The organism is Njordella calcicola (assembly GCF_056494125.1).
This window is the reverse complement of sequence record NZ_CM151396.1, coordinates 6,457,359-6,475,068: the sequence shown is the minus strand read 5'-3', so window position 1 is coordinate 6,475,068 and position 17,710 is coordinate 6,457,359. Positions and strand designations below refer to the sequence as shown.

At 53.3% G+C, this 17,710-nt stretch carries 14 protein-coding genes; 5 read left to right on the top strand and 9 right to left on the bottom strand.

Going from position 1 to position 17,710, the window contains the following annotated elements; genetic code table 11:
- Positions 1-6: 6 nt before the first annotated feature.
- Positions 7-729, bottom strand: a complete 723-nt coding sequence (trmB, locus tag SH302x_RS25000; RefSeq protein WP_479365680.1) for a tRNA (guanine(46)-N(7))-methyltransferase TrmB — start codon at positions 727-729, stop codon at positions 7-9.
- On the bottom strand, positions 692-1,888 hold the full coding sequence (locus SH302x_RS24995) for a Wadjet anti-phage system protein JetD domain-containing protein (RefSeq protein ID WP_479365678.1): 1,197 nt from the start codon (positions 1,886-1,888) through the stop codon (positions 692-694). Before SH302x_RS24995 ends, trmB begins: the two co-directional genes overlap by 38 nt.
- Before the next feature lie 45 nt (positions 1,889-1,933).
- Between SH302x_RS24995 and nagA the strand changes: the two genes are divergently transcribed.
- A complete protein-coding gene (nagA, locus tag SH302x_RS24990) occupies positions 1,934-3,151 on the top strand; it encodes an N-acetylglucosamine-6-phosphate deacetylase (protein ID WP_479365676.1) in 1,218 nt (405 codons plus the stop codon).
- Positions 3,152-3,177: 26 nt separating this feature from the next.
- On the opposite strand, the gene SH302x_RS24985 is transcribed toward nagA, so the two are convergent.
- From SH302x_RS24985 to SH302x_RS24975, 3 genes are all read right to left on the bottom strand, one after another.
- Positions 3,178-3,726: a DUF3299 domain-containing protein gene (locus SH302x_RS24985; protein WP_479365675.1), complete on the bottom strand. Its 549-nt coding sequence runs from the start codon at positions 3,724-3,726 to the stop codon at positions 3,178-3,180.
- A 214-nt stretch (positions 3,727-3,940) separates the two neighbouring features.
- Entirely contained in the window at positions 3,941-5,101 is a 1,161-nt protein-coding gene (gene mqnE / locus SH302x_RS24980; RefSeq protein WP_479365673.1) for an aminofutalosine synthase MqnE, read from the bottom strand.
- A 105-nt stretch (positions 5,102-5,206) separates the two neighbouring features.
- Positions 5,207-6,148: a 4-hydroxybenzoate octaprenyltransferase gene (locus SH302x_RS24975; protein ID WP_479365672.1), complete on the bottom strand. Its 942-nt coding sequence runs from the start codon at positions 6,146-6,148 to the stop codon at positions 5,207-5,209.
- Positions 6,149-6,388: 240 nt separating this feature from the next.
- Here SH302x_RS24975 and SH302x_RS24970 point away from each other — a divergent pair, with 240 nt between their 5' ends.
- From SH302x_RS24970 to SH302x_RS24960, 3 genes are all read left to right on the top strand, one after another.
- Entirely contained in the window at positions 6,389-7,159 is a 771-nt protein-coding gene (locus tag SH302x_RS24970; protein ID WP_479365671.1) for a metallophosphoesterase family protein, read from the top strand.
- Between the two features lie 213 nt (positions 7,160-7,372).
- The gene (locus SH302x_RS24965; RefSeq protein ID WP_479365669.1) at positions 7,373-7,996 is read left to right on the top strand and encodes a superoxide dismutase; all 624 of its coding nucleotides are present in this window, start codon (positions 7,373-7,375) and stop codon (positions 7,994-7,996) included.
- A 263-nt stretch (positions 7,997-8,259) separates the two neighbouring features.
- Positions 8,260-11,841: a hypothetical protein gene (locus SH302x_RS24960; RefSeq protein WP_479365667.1), complete on the top strand. Its 3,582-nt coding sequence runs from the start codon at positions 8,260-8,262 to the stop codon at positions 11,839-11,841.
- 27 nt (positions 11,842-11,868) lie between these two features.
- Here the strand turns inward: SH302x_RS24960 and pheS are convergent, their stop codons facing one another.
- From pheS to SH302x_RS24940, 4 genes are all read right to left on the bottom strand, one after another.
- Entirely contained in the window at positions 11,869-12,915 is a 1,047-nt protein-coding gene (gene pheS, locus SH302x_RS24955; RefSeq protein WP_479365666.1) for a phenylalanine--tRNA ligase subunit alpha, read from the bottom strand.
- Between the two features lie 49 nt (positions 12,916-12,964).
- Entirely contained in the window at positions 12,965-13,324 is a 360-nt protein-coding gene (gene rplT, locus SH302x_RS24950; RefSeq protein ID WP_479365664.1) for a 50S ribosomal protein L20, read from the bottom strand.
- A gap of 133 nt (positions 13,325-13,457) precedes the next feature.
- Entirely contained in the window at positions 13,458-13,661 is a 204-nt protein-coding gene (rpmI, locus tag SH302x_RS24945) for a 50S ribosomal protein L35 (RefSeq protein WP_479365663.1), read from the bottom strand.
- 578 nt (positions 13,662-14,239) lie between these two features.
- Positions 14,240-16,477 (bottom strand): leucine-rich repeat domain-containing protein, encoded by a 2,238-nt coding sequence (locus SH302x_RS24940; protein WP_479365661.1) that lies wholly within the window; start codon positions 16,475-16,477, stop codon positions 14,240-14,242.
- Positions 16,478-16,589: 112 nt separating this feature from the next.
- Here SH302x_RS24940 and asd point away from each other — a divergent pair, with 112 nt between their 5' ends.
- On the top strand, positions 16,590-17,708 hold the full coding sequence (asd, locus tag SH302x_RS24935; protein WP_479365659.1) for an aspartate-semialdehyde dehydrogenase: 1,119 nt from the start codon (positions 16,590-16,592) through the stop codon (positions 17,706-17,708).
- Positions 17,709-17,710: the final 2 nt, after the last annotated feature.

The following is a 17,710-nucleotide window of genomic DNA, read 5'->3' as shown; positions in this document are numbered from 1 at the left end:
AATAAGCTACTGCTTGGTTGCAAGGCCGCGATAGATGCGCAGCCCTCGGTCCTTGGATAGCATCTCGCGGCGCGAGCGACCGTGCTGGTCGTGCAGCCAAGGTTCTCGCAACTCTTGCCATTGAAACAGAGTCGGGAAAATCTTTTTCACGGAATTCCAATAGTCGTCATTGTCGGTTTGAAAAAACACCTGGCCGCCGATGACCAAGCGATCTTTCAGCAATTCTAGAAACTCTTGATTCAGTAAACGACGATGCCGATCACGTGGATTGGCAAATGGCTGAGGGTGATAAATGTGAAATTCGCTGATGGTTTCCGCGGCCAAATAATCTCCAACCAATCGGTTGCCATCGCAGGCGGCAAAACGGATGTTGGCCAAACCTCGTTGGTTGGCTCGGCGAGTAGCATACCGCAAAACGGCAGGCAAAATATCGATCGCCAGATGATCCCAATCAGGTCGACGAATCGCCGACGATAGCGCGAAGCGGCCATTGCCACAGCCAATGTCGATCGCGATCGGCGCAGTCCTGCCGAACAGTTCGGTCAGTGGCAAGCAACCGCTCTCGGGCAATTTGCGAAGCGCAGTCTTGGTCCACAACTCCGGCTCTACAATCACTCCTGGAATCGGGACGCCCATTTCATACTCGATGTCACCCGGTTTGAGTTCAGTTGGCTTGGAAGTTCGCGATGGTTTATTGGAATTCATATTCGACAAGGTACTGCTGGACATAGGGTAGAGCAATACGTTCTTGCTCAAGTCGTAGATTGTTCTGCGCGCATTGCTCGAAGGCATGCCGCTCGCTTTCCGTCAAATAAGTACATGCTTTAGCCGCTTGGCCATTGCCTGGCACCCATAACGCTTGATGCATTGTCAGGGTTGCTGAATCCATCATCACCGACCGCGTACGAGGGTTCCACTTTCTTAAACGGTCGAGAATCTCGAACCCTTCGACGTCCAAATCGCCCCAATAATATAGTTCGCTGCGAGCGATCCACGAAACATCCAACAATCGTGCAACGGCATTCCCCACCCCTCCGACAGCTATGGTTCGCGGCAGCGATGGCAACGTCAACAGATTGACTCGATTCTCCACCACCATCACGCGACAATCCTGCACCTGCAACTGCTCGAGCGCGTCCAGGGGGGCGGAAAATTCATCAAAGGGCAATCCCAACTCAGCCAACAACGCACAGTCCAAAACGCGACATAGATGATGCGATATGCGATCCTTCAAACCAAATCGATATGCAAAGCTCTTCTCGTGACTTTGTATGTGCGATGATGGTAACAGATGATTCCACCAACGCCGCAGCGTAGTGCGATTCCTTTCGATAAATTTAGTATCCACCGGCAGGTCCAGCTCTCGCAGATAACATCGCCGCTGCTTGCGATGCTGCATTGCGATGGTCACCGCAATCAAGGACCGAATCGAGGGCTCAAAGCCTGGCAGCTTGGCCGAGTTCTCCTGCAACCACCAGTCAAGCTTATCGTCAAAGGCAGATCGAACTTGCTCGCAGACCGCTTGGATATGATTTAATTCTTTCCGCTTTCCCAGCAGCGCCACGTAGTCATCTAGCGTGTCGATAGAAACAGCCACGGGCAATTCTTGATTACCCCATGCTTGCGTGCGTTGGCGTTCGTATTGTACGGTATAACCCAGGCCGCTGGATGGTTTGCTTTGTTCGCGGAGTTGCTGCACGGCACTTGCCATTTGAGCATGAGTAACTTGACTCTTGTTGGTGACCTTAAGTTTGACTCGTAAGGCCATTGGGAACATATCCGCAGCCAATCCGCGAATGAATGCGTGCACCACCTCTCGCCATCGCCGAAGAGCAGCTTTGCGGATATCTTCAGGAGTTGCGATGGGGGACATCGATCGCTTTTCCATGGCAATACTGTTCTATCGGTGTATTGAAATTAGATTGATACGTTTATGAAATCATCCAGCGCCGCAGCCTCAACCGCTCCACGATTAATCCTCACCAACGGCAATGTAATTTTGCCACAAAGCGTGTTACCAGACACGTCCGTTGTTTGCCAAGGCGGAAAAATTATCTCCGTGGGTAAGCTTCCAAAGACAACTTCCGACGATGAAGTCATCGATGCTCGCGGCGGCTATATCAGCCCTGGCTTTGTCGATATTCATGTTCATGGTGGAGCCGGCAGTGACTTTATGGATGGCAACTTGGAAGCGGTAAGCACTGCGTGCTTGGCTCATGCCAACCATGGCACCACCACCCTGTTTCCGACCACGACTACGGGCCCTCAAGAACGCATTCTAGCAACCATCGAAGCTTGCCGTGACTATCAAAACAATTATCAGCCATCGCAAGGTGCCAAGATTGCCGGCGTGCATCTGTACGGACCCTACTTTGCAAAAGACAAAAGTGGGTGCCACGACACCGACCAATGCCGCAGTCCGATTGACGCAGAGTTTCAAACGTATTTCGCAACGGGGCAGATTGCCATTGCAACATGCGCAGCGGAACTGCCAGGCGCTGACAAGTTCTATCGCGCGGCGAAACGTCGCAAGTGCCTAGTCACCTGCGGGCATTCCAATGCCAGTTGGTCAGAGATGGAAGCCGCATTCCGCTGTGGCACGCGCCATGTAGATCATTTTTGGTGCGCGATGAGCATGGTCAATACCGTGCGTGCTCGCTTGGGAGTTCCCATGCAAGGCAGTATGCTCGAATTCGTTCTAGCCAACGCAGAGATGAGTACCGAAGTCATTGCCGATGGCTGCCACCTAGCACCCGAGCTACTGCAGTTCGCGTATCAACTCAAGGGCCCTTCACGTTTATGCCTAGTCACCGACTGCAGTCGCGCGCTGGACATGCCGCCTGGTGAATATCGTTTCGGCTCGCAGCACGACGGCCCTCTGTTTCACAGCGATGGCCAAGTCGGCTGGGCTTCCAACGGATCGCTGGCGAGTTCCGTTCGCGGCATGGATCATATGGTGCGACAGATGAAGAAAAGCACGCGGGCTCCCTTGCACGACATCATTCGCATGGCCAGTCTGACTCCCGCACAGCGCACGGGTATTGACCATCGCACTGGCAGTATCGAAGTGGGGAAGGCAGCCGACTTGGTAATCCTGCAGCGCAACCTGAGTGTCCGCGCGGTGTTCATCAACGGCAGTCGCTGCCGGTAGAATGGAATCGCTGACCTTGAGGGCGGTTACTTGACTTCGGTGGCCAATATACGATAGATCGCGTAGTACGTGCCGTCCGGATATCGATAGGTTTCGGTATCGATCATGAACTTGCCCGAAACCGTTACCACACGCGTTGTAAAGTCAGCGGCTTTGTCGGCTTCCATATCGACGATCACGCAATCGTATAAGGCAGCGCCGGGGCCAAAACAGCATTCTTTGTTGTCACGGACCAAAACGAATTGCTTGATACCTTTTTGCTGGAATACCGAAGTGGGCAAAATGTAACCTCGCAGCTTAACCTTCTGATTATGCAGTTTCTTGACCGCCTCGGTCATCTTGCCTTCGTCATAGGGCTGATCTTTTTCAAGATCTAACTTGATGTCATCGAACGTGATTTCACCTTTCGCTCGAACCGTATTTTTGGCGCGGACTTGACTAGCATCTTGTGCATCCGCTGGGACGGTTGCAACTGCAGCGGTCGGCTTGAGGTCTTCGGATTGAGAGCGTGCGGGTTGTGAAACCGACGCGACCATCCAGGCAACGCCGAACACGAGATAGTTCGCAATTCGCATAACTTATGTAACTCCGCTGAGGTGGATCGGGCACCTGGAACATTCGATGACTTTCGCAAGTGATCGATGTAAGTTTAGCGGTTCGCTGGTTACAAAGCGATAGAAAACAAGCGTGGAAGATCTCGTTCGCTTCGAAATCTACTAGCGAGATCGGGTCGAAAATCATAGCAAACGCAGTTAGGCCAGCCGCGTTTAGCAGCGATTTCCGGATTTGTTAAGCTTCTACCAAGCAACCGGTGGCGATCGCCTCGCCCGTTTTCCAATCGCGGAAGTTCTCGGGATTGCGAATTACCTTGTTGTAAACCGTATCGCGCTCCACCGGTTCGAAGCCCGCTTCACGAATTAAGTTTTGGATTTGTTCGACAGTTAGCAATTCTGGCGTGGTCGCACCCGCATTGTGATAGATCAGTTCATGCCGCACGGTGCCATCAATATCGTCAGCGCCGTAAGCCAATGCTGTCTGTGCGGTTCCGATCCCCAGCATGATCCAGTATGCCTTGACGTGAGGGACATTGTCCAACATCAGCCGGCTGATGGCCATCGTGCGCAGGTCCAACATCGATGACGGCTTGCGGATGTGGTCTAGTTTCGTATTGTCAGGATGAAACGCGAGCGGAATAAAGGTTTGAAAACCTCCGGTCTCATCCTGCAGGTCGCGTAAACGAATCAAGTGATCGATGCGATGATACGGCTTTTCTAAATGCCCATATAGCATAGTGCAATTGCTCTTAAGCCCCACCTCGTGGGCGGTTCGATGGACCTCGATCCACTTGTGCGAGTTCGCCTTGTGCTCACAGATCTGGTCTCGAACCTCGGGGTGAAAGATCTCAGCCCCGCCCCCGGGCAGCGAACCAAGTCCTGCTTCCCGAAGATCAATCAGAATGTCCCGCAGCGGTCGTTTGGTCAAAAACTCAAACCAACTCATTTCCACCGCAGTCCATGCCTTCAAATGCAACTTGGGATATGCTGCATGAAGATTCGCAAGCATCCCACGGTACCAGTCGTAGCCAAGCTGGTGGTGCAAACCGCCTACGATATGCATCTCAGTGCAGCCATTCTCGATTGCTTCACGGCCTCGCGCCAAGATCTGCTCGTCACTAAACACGTAGCCTTTGGGGTCACGCAAGTCCGACCGGAAAGCACAAAACCTGCAGCGGTAGATGCATACATTCGTCGGATTCAAGTGCGTGTTGATGTTGTAATAAGCCACATCGCCGTGCATGCGGCGGCGTACGGAATCTGCCAATTGACCGACTTCGTGCAGCGAGACACGCGGGTCGTAGAGAAAAATGCCGTCGTCTAAAGTCAGCCTGGTCTGGCTTTCGACCTTGCTGCGAATATCGCGGAAGCGGGCTCGAATTTCTTGATCACTCATGTTGATTCGCTCTGGGTTGTCACACACCGTGGAGTCATTTGGTTTCGGAAAAAGCGGTTCTCTACGCGGCCGGTCGGCAATTGCTGCAGTGTACCTTCCCCGGGATCATATCCAAGCGTCTAACCCGCCAGCAATCAAGAACAAACAACCAATTATTGCGTTCGCTTGGAAAAACGCTGCATTTACGTTGCTGAGATCGTCAGGTCGTACGATCGAATGTTCGTAGACCAACATTGCCGCAATGACCCCCAATCCAACCCAATAAATCCAGCCCAACCCCAATTGTGGGCAAGCATAGGGAATGGCCAGGGCCGGCAGCAACATGGCACCATGCAGAAACGCAGCCAAACGTAGGGCGTTTCTCGCTCCCAACCTCGCCGGGATCGAATGCAACCCCGCCTGGCGGTCAAAAGCCTCATCTTGGCAAGCGTAGATCAGGTCAAACCCGCTAACCCACAGCAATACCATCGCGCCCACCAAGCAGGCAGGCAACAAATCGCCGGGGGTGCCGAGGAGAATTTCGCCGCGAAGCGCAATCCAAGTGCAAATCGGCGCCAGCATCAAAGATACGCCCAAATAAAAGTGAACCGCCGAGGTCCAACGCTTGGCGAAACTGTAGCCAGCCAAAAACAGCAGAACTGGAATCGATAGCGCCAACGGCAGCCAATTAGGCAAAAAACACAAGCAAAACACCACAAAAGCCAGCGCGTTGGCCCAAGCGAATAAAACCGCCTGCCAGCGAGTGATCAAGCCAGCGGGCAAGTGTCGGCTGGCCGTCCGCGGATTCTCAGCATCGATTCGGCTGTCGGCAATACGGTTGATCGTCATCGCAAAGTTCCGTGCGGTCACCATGCATCCGAGCACACCCAACCAGCGCAGCCAAGAGAAAACGGGCGACGCAAAACCCGCTTCGCGGAACCCTAAAGCCAAACACCATAGGAGTGCAAGCACAGCGAACGGCATCGCAAAGATGGTATGGCTGAAACGCACCATCTCCAAGTACAACCGCCAGGAAGGTCGAGCAGGCAAAACCAGATTGTCGGTCATTTTTTAACGATACCCATGTTCATTCAGTTTCCCAGAGTGTAGCAATCAAGTCGAAAAATGCTTAGGTTACACGCTTGCCACTGTTAGCTTGTGGCCATTTACTTCGGTTGCGGTGCTATACCCGTTCTTTGTAAGCTTGGCAAACACGGGCTCCTATTTATAAAATCGTTTGGCGAATCGTTCTAGGTAACAGGCTCGCGCCGTAGGCTGCCAGTCCAATGTGGATGAAGGAAATTTAACGTGCGAATCATTGCGATAGGTGACATACACGGTTGCAACGACGCGCTGTCGGGACTTCTGGACGCTATCAACCCACAGCGTGACGACACGCTGATTTTCATGGGCGATTACGTGGATCGCGGCCCGGACAGTTGCGGGGTAATCAACCAATTGTTGCGTGTCTCCAAAGATTGCACGACCGTTTTTCTGCGAGGCAATCACGATCTGGTGATGCAACAATGTTGCGAAGGGCTGATCGAGCAGGAACTTTGGGAGACGATTGGCGGAGCCGCCACGCTCAAGAGCTACGGAATTCATGATCCTGCACTGCTCCCGGCAACTCATTTGGACTTTCTGAAAGCCTGCGTCAACTACCACGAAACTGAAACACACATTTTCGTCCACGGTTGCTATCAGCCTAACAAGGTGCTATCCGAGACAAACCTCGAATGTTTGCTGTGGTGCCATTTGAGCTGGCCTCTTCCGCGTCCGCATATGAGCGGCAAGACGGTGGTGGTAGGTCACACGCCGCAAACACTGGGAGTCGTCGCCGATTTCGGACACTTGGTCTGCATCGACACCTATTGCTTTGGCGGCGGCACATTAACGGCTTATGATGTCCATGCCAGGGCGGCGTTGCAGGTGGACTTGCATGGCCGATTGATTCGAAAGTGGGATGATGTCGGCCGCAAAAACTGGTTTGGAAAAATGCGTTCCTGGTTCAGCTTGCCTCCAAAATCAGCCGATCTGTGCGGCGAGCAACCTGCAGACCGACTGGCAGTGCCCTCTTAGCGAACGCTTGGCGGTTGGTTGTGCTGGCCAGCGACCGTGACGCTTGGAACCCGGTCGATAAGGGGCCTAAAGCTCAAGGGGGCTTGGCGATTCCGACGAAAACTGCCATCCTGTTAGGTCCCAGCGGCATCTTGATTGCTACTCTACAATCAAAGTACCGACTTTGCTTGAATCACGAGCATCCGCATTCGAAATTTGATCAGGAGAATCCAAATGGCATTTACACTTCCACAGCTTCCTTACGCTTTTGACGCTTTGCAGCCCCACATTGATGCCAAGACCATGGAGATCCATCATGGCAAGCATCACCAGACATATGTAACCAAGCTAAATGAGGCGGTCGCAGGTACTCCTTGGGAATCGATGTCGATCGAAGAAGTCATGGCGAAGTTGGAAACAGCTCCCGCTGATAAGCTAGGGCCAATTCGCAACAATGGTGGCGGGCACGCAAACCACTCCATGTTTTGGACAACGATGGCCCCCAACGCTGGTGGCAAGCCAACTGGAGAACTTGCAGCGGCAATCGATTCCGCTTTCGGCAGCTTCGACGAATTCAAGACTCTGTTCGCCAACGCCGCCGCTACTCGCTTTGGCAGTGGCTGGGCATGGTTATATGTCAAAGATGGCAAACTAGCCGTCGGTTCGACCGCTAACCAAGACAATCCATTGATGGGTGAAAAGATTGCGGGCATCGCTGGCAAGCCCATTTTGGGCTTGGATGTCTGGGAGCATGCCTACTATTTGAACTATCAGAACCGCCGACCTGACTACGTCACAGCCTTCTGGAATGTTGTCAACTGGGACGAAGTTGCCAAGCTATACGCAGCCGCCAAATAGTCCCGATAGCACTTGTTTGCGAATTGTTTGGCAATGATCGCATCAAGCAGTATGCATCTCAATCCGGCACGAATATCGCGGCCGGATTTTTTTATGACAATCGGTCACGGCTCGCGCTGATAACTTTTGTCGCTGTTTTTCGGTTAGTAATCTGCGCAGACGAGCTAGCGAAATTACGGAAAATGATGTAAACCACTTTTGTACAGGATATTGCGTGAACACTTTCTGAAAAGCGGAATGGAATCCGGTAGGTAAATTCTCAAATGCATCGCTCAACGAAGGCATGGCAGGCGTCGAGTCCAACGCGGACTGCCATAGTTCGACTCTTACTAGCTTCGGGGATTCAACAGTACTGCTGGGGGCTAATCGTTGCGCCATTGTTTCTGCTGGGGATTGCAGACCGTTTGACGCTGGCGGCCGACAACGCTGGGATGGCGACGGCCGCTGATTTGGTATGCTCAGTCGCCGCCGACGACAAATTGGTTCATGATGCCTTTTGCATGACGTTGGACGAAGCTGGCCGACCTGTGGTATCGGGCCCCGGATACATTCGCACTTTGTTTGACGACAACGCGGATGGAGTCTACGATCGCGCCGTCGAATGGCTGCGAACAGATCAGGGGGCTCAAGGCTTATGGCGCGAGGGCAACCAACTGTATTACGTCGCTGACAAAGGACTTTGGCGATCGACCGATGCCAACGGCGACTTTCGCGGCGATGGGCGACCTGAACTTGTATTGAGCTTGCCTACCGGAGGTGAACATGATGCCCACGCCATACGCAGAGGGCCTGACGGTTATTGGTATCTAACCAACGGAAACTTCTCGACAGCCGGCATGCGCAGCTTGTTGAACGACAAGGATTCTCCTATCGCTGATCCCAAGATGGGGGCGATGTGGCGTATTAGCCCCGACTTCAAGACTCGCTCTGTTTGGGCACACGGGCTACGCAACACCTATGATTTCGACTTTCTGCCCAACGGAGAATTGGTCACCTACGACAGCGACGAAGAACGCGAAATGTCATTGCCAGCTTATCGCCCCACGCGTGTTTACGCTGTTAGCCCTGGCAGCGACGGTGGCTGGGTTTCTAACGCTTGGATCGACGACGATGTTCGATTAACGATGCCACTGAATTTGGCCAGTCTTGGCCGTGGATCACCCACCGGAGTCTGCGTTTACCAGCATGATGCTTTGGGCGAACGCTATCGCGATGCGATCTTCGTTTTGGACTGGACGTTCGGTCGAATTATCGCGGTGTATCCAGAACGCAGCCAAAGCACCGGAACAGACCTCGACTCACTTAAGAATCAAGGCTGCTGTCGCTGGGAAGTGATCATGGAGCCGGGCAATGGCACAACCGGCTTCGCGCCAACCGATATCTGCATTGCTCCCAGCGGAGATCTATTAGTCGTAACCGGTGGAAGGGGCACCGTGGGAACGCTGTATCGACTGACCAGCCAGCCAACGACGGCGGCTGTTACAGCAGAACAAACAACTGCACCGAAGCCAGCTCCGAAGTTTCGCCTCACACGTTTGGAAAACAAAGCCGATTCCCTAGATGGCGTACGCACCGAGAAATTGCAAGCGATCTTGACGGCCTGCTGCCCTTGGGAGTCTTGGTCCAAAGCGAAATGGCAACCGATGATTGACGAAGTGGTCACCGAAGATCTCTTAGAGGTGCTCTCGGGCGAACTTGTCATTGATGGCACTGGCAGCAAATCTTACTCGGCAAGCGACTTACGCTTACGTGCCGCGCAAATCTTGGTCCACATCCAAGCCCTGGTGCCAGGGGAAGTCCTGAGTCGAGCGGCTGCATCAGAGGATGACACCGTGCGTGCTGCCGCTTGGTACGTACTGGGACGAGGCCGCGTCAACGCCAAGCAAGAAGATGTGCAAGCGACCTACAATCAGTCGCTAACGGATGCTGCACCAGCAAGCAGTAATTGGGCCAACCTGCTGGGCGGGTACGCGACACGCGGACGCTGGGAAGCGATCGGGCTGCGACGGTGGATCTGTGTCGAAGCGGCAGCTCCCGCAGATATCGATCATCAGTCTGCTCGTTCGCTGCAACAAATCAAAGCCTGGGCCTACTCGCGACAACAATCTCCTGCCGCGCAAGGCAGTCTCAACATGGATGTTGCGCGAGCGATGTACCTTGCCAACGAATTGCCAACCAACCGTGTTCATGCAGATGCATTTGATCGTCTGGCCAATGCCATTCGAGCTGGCAATTATAAAACTGATCCAGCCGAAATGCTGACGGCTTTGGGTTTCGTACAAGGAGCATTGGGAGACCCGCGAGCGATCATTGATGGCAGTCGAAACCCCGAGTCGGCTTCGATTCTGGACGGTTACCGCAGTCAGCGTTCAGAAGCAATCACCGCTCCCATGCGCGCCGGTTGGGCGAAATACTGCTTGAACGTCGCAGACCAAGCCCTGTCCATTGGGTTGCCGGACATCGCGGAAGAGGCCGTACGGACCGTAGCGTTTCTTCGACCGGAAGCCGGTGACGTCCTGGACCGACTGCTCGCTCGAATCACCGCCCAATCCCATCCAACCTCCGATATCAATGTGTTGTGCGTAATCGCAGCTAGCGCTTTTCGTCCCGATGCCGCGCAAGGCGGACGACTTGCAATGAGTTACGCGGGAGTATCGGAGAAGATTTATCAACGACAATTGCCGACCGACAACCGCTGGTCCGTGCGACAACAACAATTGCTGGAAGCGTTATCCAAAATCGACTCCAACTTTGTCAGGAACTTGATTAGCTCTCTTCCTAAATCGCGTTCACAATCGCTGGAATGGATCAACTGGCTGCCGTTGCCGCAGCAACGCGAAGCAGCGTCGACGGTAGCTAGGCAACTGGTCGCTAGCCCACCCAACTCGTGGACATCCAGCCAACTGCAGGTCGCTGGGCGTTTCGTCTTGCCGCCAGAACTTGCCAACAAGATTCGCTTAGTCGCAGCCGGATCCATCGACAGCCCACTGCGTAGCAAATCAGAAGCGACGGTGAACACCGATCAAGCTAACGCATCGTTGTTGATAGAGTTCCTTGCCAAAACACCGACCACGGCAGACTATGAAGCGTTCATACTGGCGACCGCGGCCCCAGATCGTTTACTCGCCAAACACGGCTGGGCAGGGCTGCGTAAGCTCCCGATTCAAGATGCCAATCGAGAACTGCAGGCCATCGCTTTGCTGACCGCGGCCAACCATGTCTGGGCGATTGACGGCGTAGACCTTAACCAAGTTGCTGGCCGCATCAAGAACATCGCCTCGCGAATGCGAATTAACAACGTACCCACCCCTCAGGCCGATTGGGCCGTTTGGCAAAAGTTCTTTGAGCCGTTGCTAGAAAACAGCGATGCCAAAACGCAATGGATGGAATTGCAAAAGCCACCGGCCCCTTGGCTGGAACTCGCTAAAGCTTCCCAAGGGATCCAAGGAGATTCAAAACGAGGCAGTACGCTGTTCAAACGGGGACAATGCAACCAATGCCATAATAGCGCGAACTCCATTGGACCTAGCTTGAATGGCGTCACGCGTCGGTTCTCGCATGAAGACCTCTTCCGCGCCATCTACGAACCCAGCCGCGATGTTTCCGATCGCTTCCGCGCAACCAAAATCCTAACCAACGACGGCCAAGTCCTGATCGGTATGGTCTCCTTTGACGGTGAAGACAAAGTGATCCTGACATTGGCCGATGGCACGACTAAGGAAGTGGCGACCGACGACATAGACCAGCGGGCGGAGTCGACGACTTCCATCATGCCGGAGAATCTATTGCAAGGTTGGAACGCGAGCCAATTGGCCGACTTGCATGAGTACCTCAAGGGGCTCTAGGGCCAACCAACCACGCTTGCGTTTAGATTAGAACTGCGACAAGAAACGCACATCGCCGCGGAATAGATCGCGAATGTCGGTGATCTGATAGCGTCGCATGCACAGGCGTTCGACACCTAGCCCAAAGGCGAACCCTGACCACTCTTCAGGATCGTAGCCGACATGCTGCAGCACGTTGGGATCGACGATTCCGGCCCCTCCAAACTCGATCCATTGGTCCTTCCAAAGATAGTCCACTTCCACGCTGGGCTCCGTGAACGGAAAGAAGGACGGACGGAAACGAACTTGAACGTCATCCCCCAGATAACTGGAAGCAAACATTCGCAGCACGGTCTTGAGATGTCCCATGTTGACATTGCGATCGATCCAGAGCCCTTCCATTTGATGGAACATCGGGAAGTGGGTCGCGTCGGCTTCGTCGGGACGATAGACACGACCGATCGAAATGATTCGCAGCGGCGGTTCCTGCTGCTCCATCACACGGATTTGGACGGTCGAAGTTTGGCTGCGCAGCAGGCGAGCATCCGCAGCGGAAGCGTCCAGGACGCTCGCGGCATTCGATTTAGCCGTTTGTAAATAGAAATTATCCAGCGGATCGCGAGCGGGATGATCTTCTGGAATATTTAAAGCGATGAAGTTGTGCCAGGTGTCTTCCACCTCGGGGCCTTCCACGACCGAAAACCCCAAGCGACCCATGATCTCTTTCAAGTGTTCAATGGTCTGCGTAATGGGATGCAGATGGCCAATCAGCGGCCGCATTCCCGGCAGAGTAGGGTCAAATCCGGGCTTGGTCGATCGTTTGACCGCCGCACCACCACCCAATCTTTCGGCCGCCATTTCGAACAAAGAGTTGACTTGCTGCCGCACTTCATTGAGCTTTTTGCCGCCAGCCGGGCGGTCCTCTCGCGAGAGCACGCCCATCAATTTTTCGACGGACTTCATCAGGCCATTTTTGGCACCCAGCAGCCTGATTCGCTGCTCTTCAAGCTGTTCGGCGGAAGTAACCGCAGATAGAGCAGAACTTGCATCCGCCGCAAGATCGTCTAACGCGGTAAGCAAGTTCTGCAGTGACATTGAACTAACCCGCTGGGGTCTGCTCCAAAAGTGAACCTAGATCGGGAAGTTAGGAAATCGCCAGAGCCGACTTCGCTTGTTGCACCACGGCTTCGAAAGCAGTTGGATCGTGGATTGCCATCTCAGACAAAGTCTTTCGATCCAGTTCGATATTCGCTTTCACCAAACCATCGATGAATTGGCTGTAACGAAGCCCGTGCATTCGAACCGCTGCATTGATACGAACGATCCACAGACGGCGGAAATCACGTCGCTTGAGACGACGATGACGATAGGCAAACCGGCCTGCTCGGACCAAGTTTTCTTTTGCTGTTCGGTATAAACGACGACGACCGCCGACGTAACCCTCAGCGCGCTGAAATAGCTTACGCTTCGCTTGCCGCCTGGCGGCACCTTTTTGTGTACGCATTATTAAACTTAAGCAGCCCTTCTCGCTGCGAATGGGAACCTCAGGCCGTCACCGAAGCGACTGTTCATGCCCAGACTCGTGGTTAGAAATAGCGACCGATTAAGTTCAACTCGGTCAGCCAATCGTGGGTAGCTTAGTAGCTGTATCCGCGTAAAGCGTCTTGAATCGCTCGCTCAAACTGGACTTCCAGTACTTTTGTGCCACGCAATTGTCGGATTTTGTTGCCCGACTTGCTGATCGCCAAGTGACTGGTGCCTGCTTTTCGATGCTTTGCCTTGCCGGTAGCGGTCAAGCGAAAGCGTTTCTTCGTCGATTTATGCGTTTTTTGCTTGGACATTGCTCTTCAACTCCCACGTGATGCGGTGGATTTCACAGTTTTTTAAATAAATCCGCGAAAATCTCAATACAAATCGCGTAGATTCCCGCATCAAAGGGGCAAAGTGTAGCGAACTACAGCCCGCTCTCCAAGAGGAAATTTGACTGGACGAGAATTATTTCAACCGCTGAATCTGCGAGCTTTCCGCCACCAGCTATCGTCCAATCGCAAGTCAAGCCTCCAACAATCTTTGGAATTGGATTTGGGTTAAGGGCTCAGGAGTCAACTGCCAGCATCGACGCGAAGCTGGGCCTTGTGCCCCGTCTTTGCCATTAGATTGGTGCGCTAAGGGCGACCGAATTTCTTATGGCAGGAGAATCAGGGCAGTAGAATAGATTCCATGACCATTCCCCTGCCCCCATTCTCTTGCCCATCGCAAAGCTTAGCACACCAATCCTATTGCGACGCGTTGGGGCAAGCCCAACGGTCGCCCAGAACTCGCGATCTCAGAACGATGTGCGTTGGTCTTTTGTCCTTCAAATGCTCCCGGCTTGTCCGGGAGAGCCTTCCGTTTCTTGCTGCAATTTTTGCGTTCGACGCTAATCCTTCGGTCTGCCGATAGTTAGCGAATATTTTTGGCTGATCTGACTTACCTCTGCGGGCGTGAATTGGTTTAGTCCAACATAGATTTGCGGAGATTCGACGCTTGAGGCCCAACGCATAAGTGCCTCACAAGTAATCCTGGTGTTGGTAATGTTGAACCGGTAAATCGATATGCCACTGAGTTCCGCGAGATCGTCGTCGCCGAATTCTGTGCAGTTACTAAGATCCAATTCAAACAAGATGTTTGTACTTTTGCGGTAATTGGCCAAGTGGGCTCCGCGGACCGAAGAACCCGAGAAAGACAAGACGCTAGTGGATGGCTGCCATGTCTTCAAAAAACTGCCATCAAATTGTTTGCCAGAAAAAGTAAGCTTGTAAATGGATGTGACAGGGCTCGCTTTTGCGATGCCTTGGTCGGTGAAGTTACCGTCGCCCAGCGTTAGAGATTGCAGCGACACTTGGGTCAGCAACATAGGCAACACGGCATCCGTCAGATTGGTGTTGGCCAACTTCAGTCCGCGAATGCGACCGTTGGCCAGCAATGGCCCCATCGCTTGGTTGACGATCGGGACATTCTCTAAGATCAGCTCTTCCACCGACGGTTGTAGGTTTAGGCTTTGACCTGTGATTGGATTGCCGCTGAGGTCCAACAGGGTAAGTCGGCCATTTGAAATTCCTATTTCACTGGCGCCAGCATCGGTGAGCTGGTTATCGCGAAGGATAAGATTTCGATAGAGGAAGAGATCGCTATATTGACGGATATCATCGTCGGTGACATGCATGCGGCTGATGTCAATCAATTCAAGCCGCATGTCGCTCAGGGCTGATTGCAAATCAAAAAGACCGAAACTAGTGCCAGCCAGACGCAATTCTTGTAGATTGAAAAGCTCCTTTAGCCGGTAAAGAAAGGCACCTGAAAGTTTGGTGTCGCTGATATCCAGCGATCTTAGTTTTGGAAACTGCTTGAGAAGCTCGATCACCTCGTCATCGACATCTGTGTTTGCAAGGCAAATACTTGTCAGCGATTGCAGGTGCGTATATCGCTGCAAGTCCGCGTTGTTATGCTGCGGCCCCAAGGTGAGTTTTTGTGGCTGTCGGGCCTGTACGACCAACTCGCCCCCTTCTAGCTCAAGTGCTCGACCCAACGCAGCCAACTCTGCTTCGATCGAATTCCTCTGCCGGGCGATGAGCGTGGAAGCAACAGCTCCTGTCATAGCGAAGCAAGTGAAAGCCACCACCGCCCACCGCCGCTTCGTCCGATCCTGCCGAATCAACCTTTCAGCGGCAGGGTGTGGCGTTGAGCGAGGGCTATAGCTTGCAAGTTGAAAGCCCAGCCAGCGCAACCAGAGCAGAGCCACGAAGACCATCCCCAAGATCCCTCCGACCATTAGTGCGGTATCGACGAGCGGTTCGGAACTGATTTTCGTGTAGTGCATGAAGGCAAACGTGACGACAGCCGTTGCGGAAGCCTGAAGCATGAATGCGAACCAGCGTTTCCAGCGTGGTTCCAGACGAAATACGATCAAGATAGTTGGAACCAGAAACAGCAATACGAAAACGGCGGCAAACAGACTGCCAGTAACGAGTGGCACCAGTACACGAGACGTCGGTATATCCATTCCAGCAGCGAACACTTGTACCAGCGCGATTACAGCAGCGATGGCAGCGGTGGTTGAAAACAAATCTTCCGTTCCATGTGAACCTCGCGGCGTCAGGCTGTCACTTGCATCCAGTCGCCAGCCCCTGAGCCACCGTAGCAGAAGCAGGGATGCACCCGAAATCATCATTACCGCTGGCAAGCAAAATGCGACCCAAACAAGCCCTTTGCCTGAATCCACGATGATGAACGATTGACGTTGCAGTAGTTCCTGACCAACGAAAATTGAGACAAGCGTAAGCCAAGTTAGGACACTGGCGGCGGCCAATCCCACCAACCACACGCGTCCCAGCAGAGCGGACCAGACGCAGAGAATGCCAGCTTCACCATACAGAAAGACTGCGATGAGATTTGATAAAAAGTTGAGATTGCGATAACTATTCCAAGAAGTCAGTGTGTCGTACGCTAACAATAAAAGCACGTTGCTGCACGACAGAACAAAACCCAAAACGATGAATGCCCACATTGATTTGCGGTTGATTCTCGCAGCAGGAGCGACGGCGTTTAGCTCGTCGGCCGCAAAGGCCGCGGGTATCAAATCGCTATCCTCTGCGAATGGGTCTTCGACATGACTCATTAGAAGTACTCGGCGGTGGTTATGAAACTTTGCTGGACGAAATGGAAAGACAAGTTAAGCTGGTGAGCCAGTTTTTAGGGCAATATTTAATTTTTTTTCAAAGAAGTCGATTGTGAAACGCGTTGGATTCGTTGGTTGGCGTGGAATGGTTGGTTCAGTCCTCATGCAGCGCATGCAAGCGGAACAGGATTTTGCTGCCATCGAGCCCGTCTTTTTTTCCACATCGGATGTTGGCGGCGAGGGCCCCACGATCGACGGGCGAGCCAGTGGCAAGCTGGCTGACGCCAATGATGTCGAAAGCTTGCGTTTACTGGATGTGATCGTCTCTTGCCAGGGCGGCGATTATACCAAATCGATTTATCCTCAACTGCAGAAGGCGGGGTGGAAGGGCTTTTGGATCGATGCCGCGTCGACGCTGCGGATGGCCGACGATGCGATCATTATCTTAGACCCCGTCAATGACAAAGTCATTCGAGATGGGCTGACTCGAGGTGTTCGCACCTTCGTCGGCGGGAACTGTACCGTATCGCTGATGTTGATGGCCCTGCATGGCTTGTTTAAAGCGGACTTGGTGGAATGGATTTCCAGCATGACTTATCAAGCGGCGTCCGGGGCCGGTGCCAAGAACATGAAAGAGCTGCTCGCTCAAATGGGCAGCATTCATGCCACCGTAGCAGACCAAGTCGTCGACCCAGCCGCGGCGATTTTAGAAGTGGATCGCAAAGTGACCGAGCATCTACGTGGTGATGCGATCGCGAAAGCGAACTTCCTGGTCCCCTTGGCCGGATCGTTGATTCCGTGGATCGATTCCGATCTAGGGGACGGTCAAAGTCGCGAAGAGTGGAAGGGGCGAGTTGAGACCAACAAGATCCTGGGTTTGGCTGCTAACACGATCCCTGTGGAAGGCATCTGCGTCCGGATCGGGGCCATGCGTTGTCACTCACAAGCCTTGACCATTCGGTTGAAACAAGATGTCCCAGTCGGCGAGATCAGCGATATGCTGGCACAAGCCAACGCGTGGGCAAAAGTGATCGAGAATAAGAAAGAAGCCTCGATAGCTCAGTTGACCCCAACGGCGGTAAGCGGCACACTAGAAGTCCCTGTCGGCCGGCTGCGCAAAGCAGATCTGGATGGGAGCGGACGTTATTTGACTGCCTTTACCGTAGGAGACCAATTGTTGTGGGGGGCTGCTGAGCCGCTGCGACGCATGGTCAGAATCTTGATTGAATAGGG

Coding starts and splice junctions, on each gene's coding strand:
- trmB (WP_479365680.1), bottom strand. CDS start 729: ATGTCCAGCAGTACCTTGTCGAATATGAATTCCAATAAACCATCGCGA.
- SH302x_RS24995 (WP_479365678.1), bottom strand. CDS start 1,888: ATGGAAAAGCGATCGATGTCCCCCATCGCAACTCCTGAAGATATCCGC.
- nagA (WP_479365676.1), top strand. CDS start 1,934: ATGAAATCATCCAGCGCCGCAGCCTCAACCGCTCCACGATTAATCCTC.
- SH302x_RS24985 (WP_479365675.1), bottom strand. CDS start 3,726: ATGCGAATTGCGAACTATCTCGTGTTCGGCGTTGCCTGGATGGTCGCG.
- mqnE (WP_479365673.1), bottom strand. CDS start 5,101: ATGAGTGATCAAGAAATTCGAGCCCGCTTCCGCGATATTCGCAGCAAG.
- SH302x_RS24975 (WP_479365672.1), bottom strand. CDS start 6,148: ATGACCGACAATCTGGTTTTGCCTGCTCGACCTTCCTGGCGGTTGTAC.
- SH302x_RS24965 (WP_479365669.1), top strand. CDS start 7,373: ATGGCATTTACACTTCCACAGCTTCCTTACGCTTTTGACGCTTTGCAG.
- SH302x_RS24960 (WP_479365667.1), top strand. CDS start 8,260: ATGCATCGCTCAACGAAGGCATGGCAGGCGTCGAGTCCAACGCGGACT.
- pheS (WP_479365666.1), bottom strand. CDS start 12,915: ATGTCACTGCAGAACTTGCTTACCGCGTTAGACGATCTTGCGGCGGAT.
- rplT (WP_479365664.1), bottom strand. CDS start 13,324: ATGCGTACACAAAAAGGTGCCGCCAGGCGGCAAGCGAAGCGTAAGCTA.
- rpmI (WP_479365663.1), bottom strand. CDS start 13,661: ATGTCCAAGCAAAAAACGCATAAATCGACGAAGAAACGCTTTCGCTTG.
- SH302x_RS24940 (WP_479365661.1), bottom strand. CDS start 16,477: ATGAGTCATGTCGAAGACCCATTCGCAGAGGATAGCGATTTGATACCC.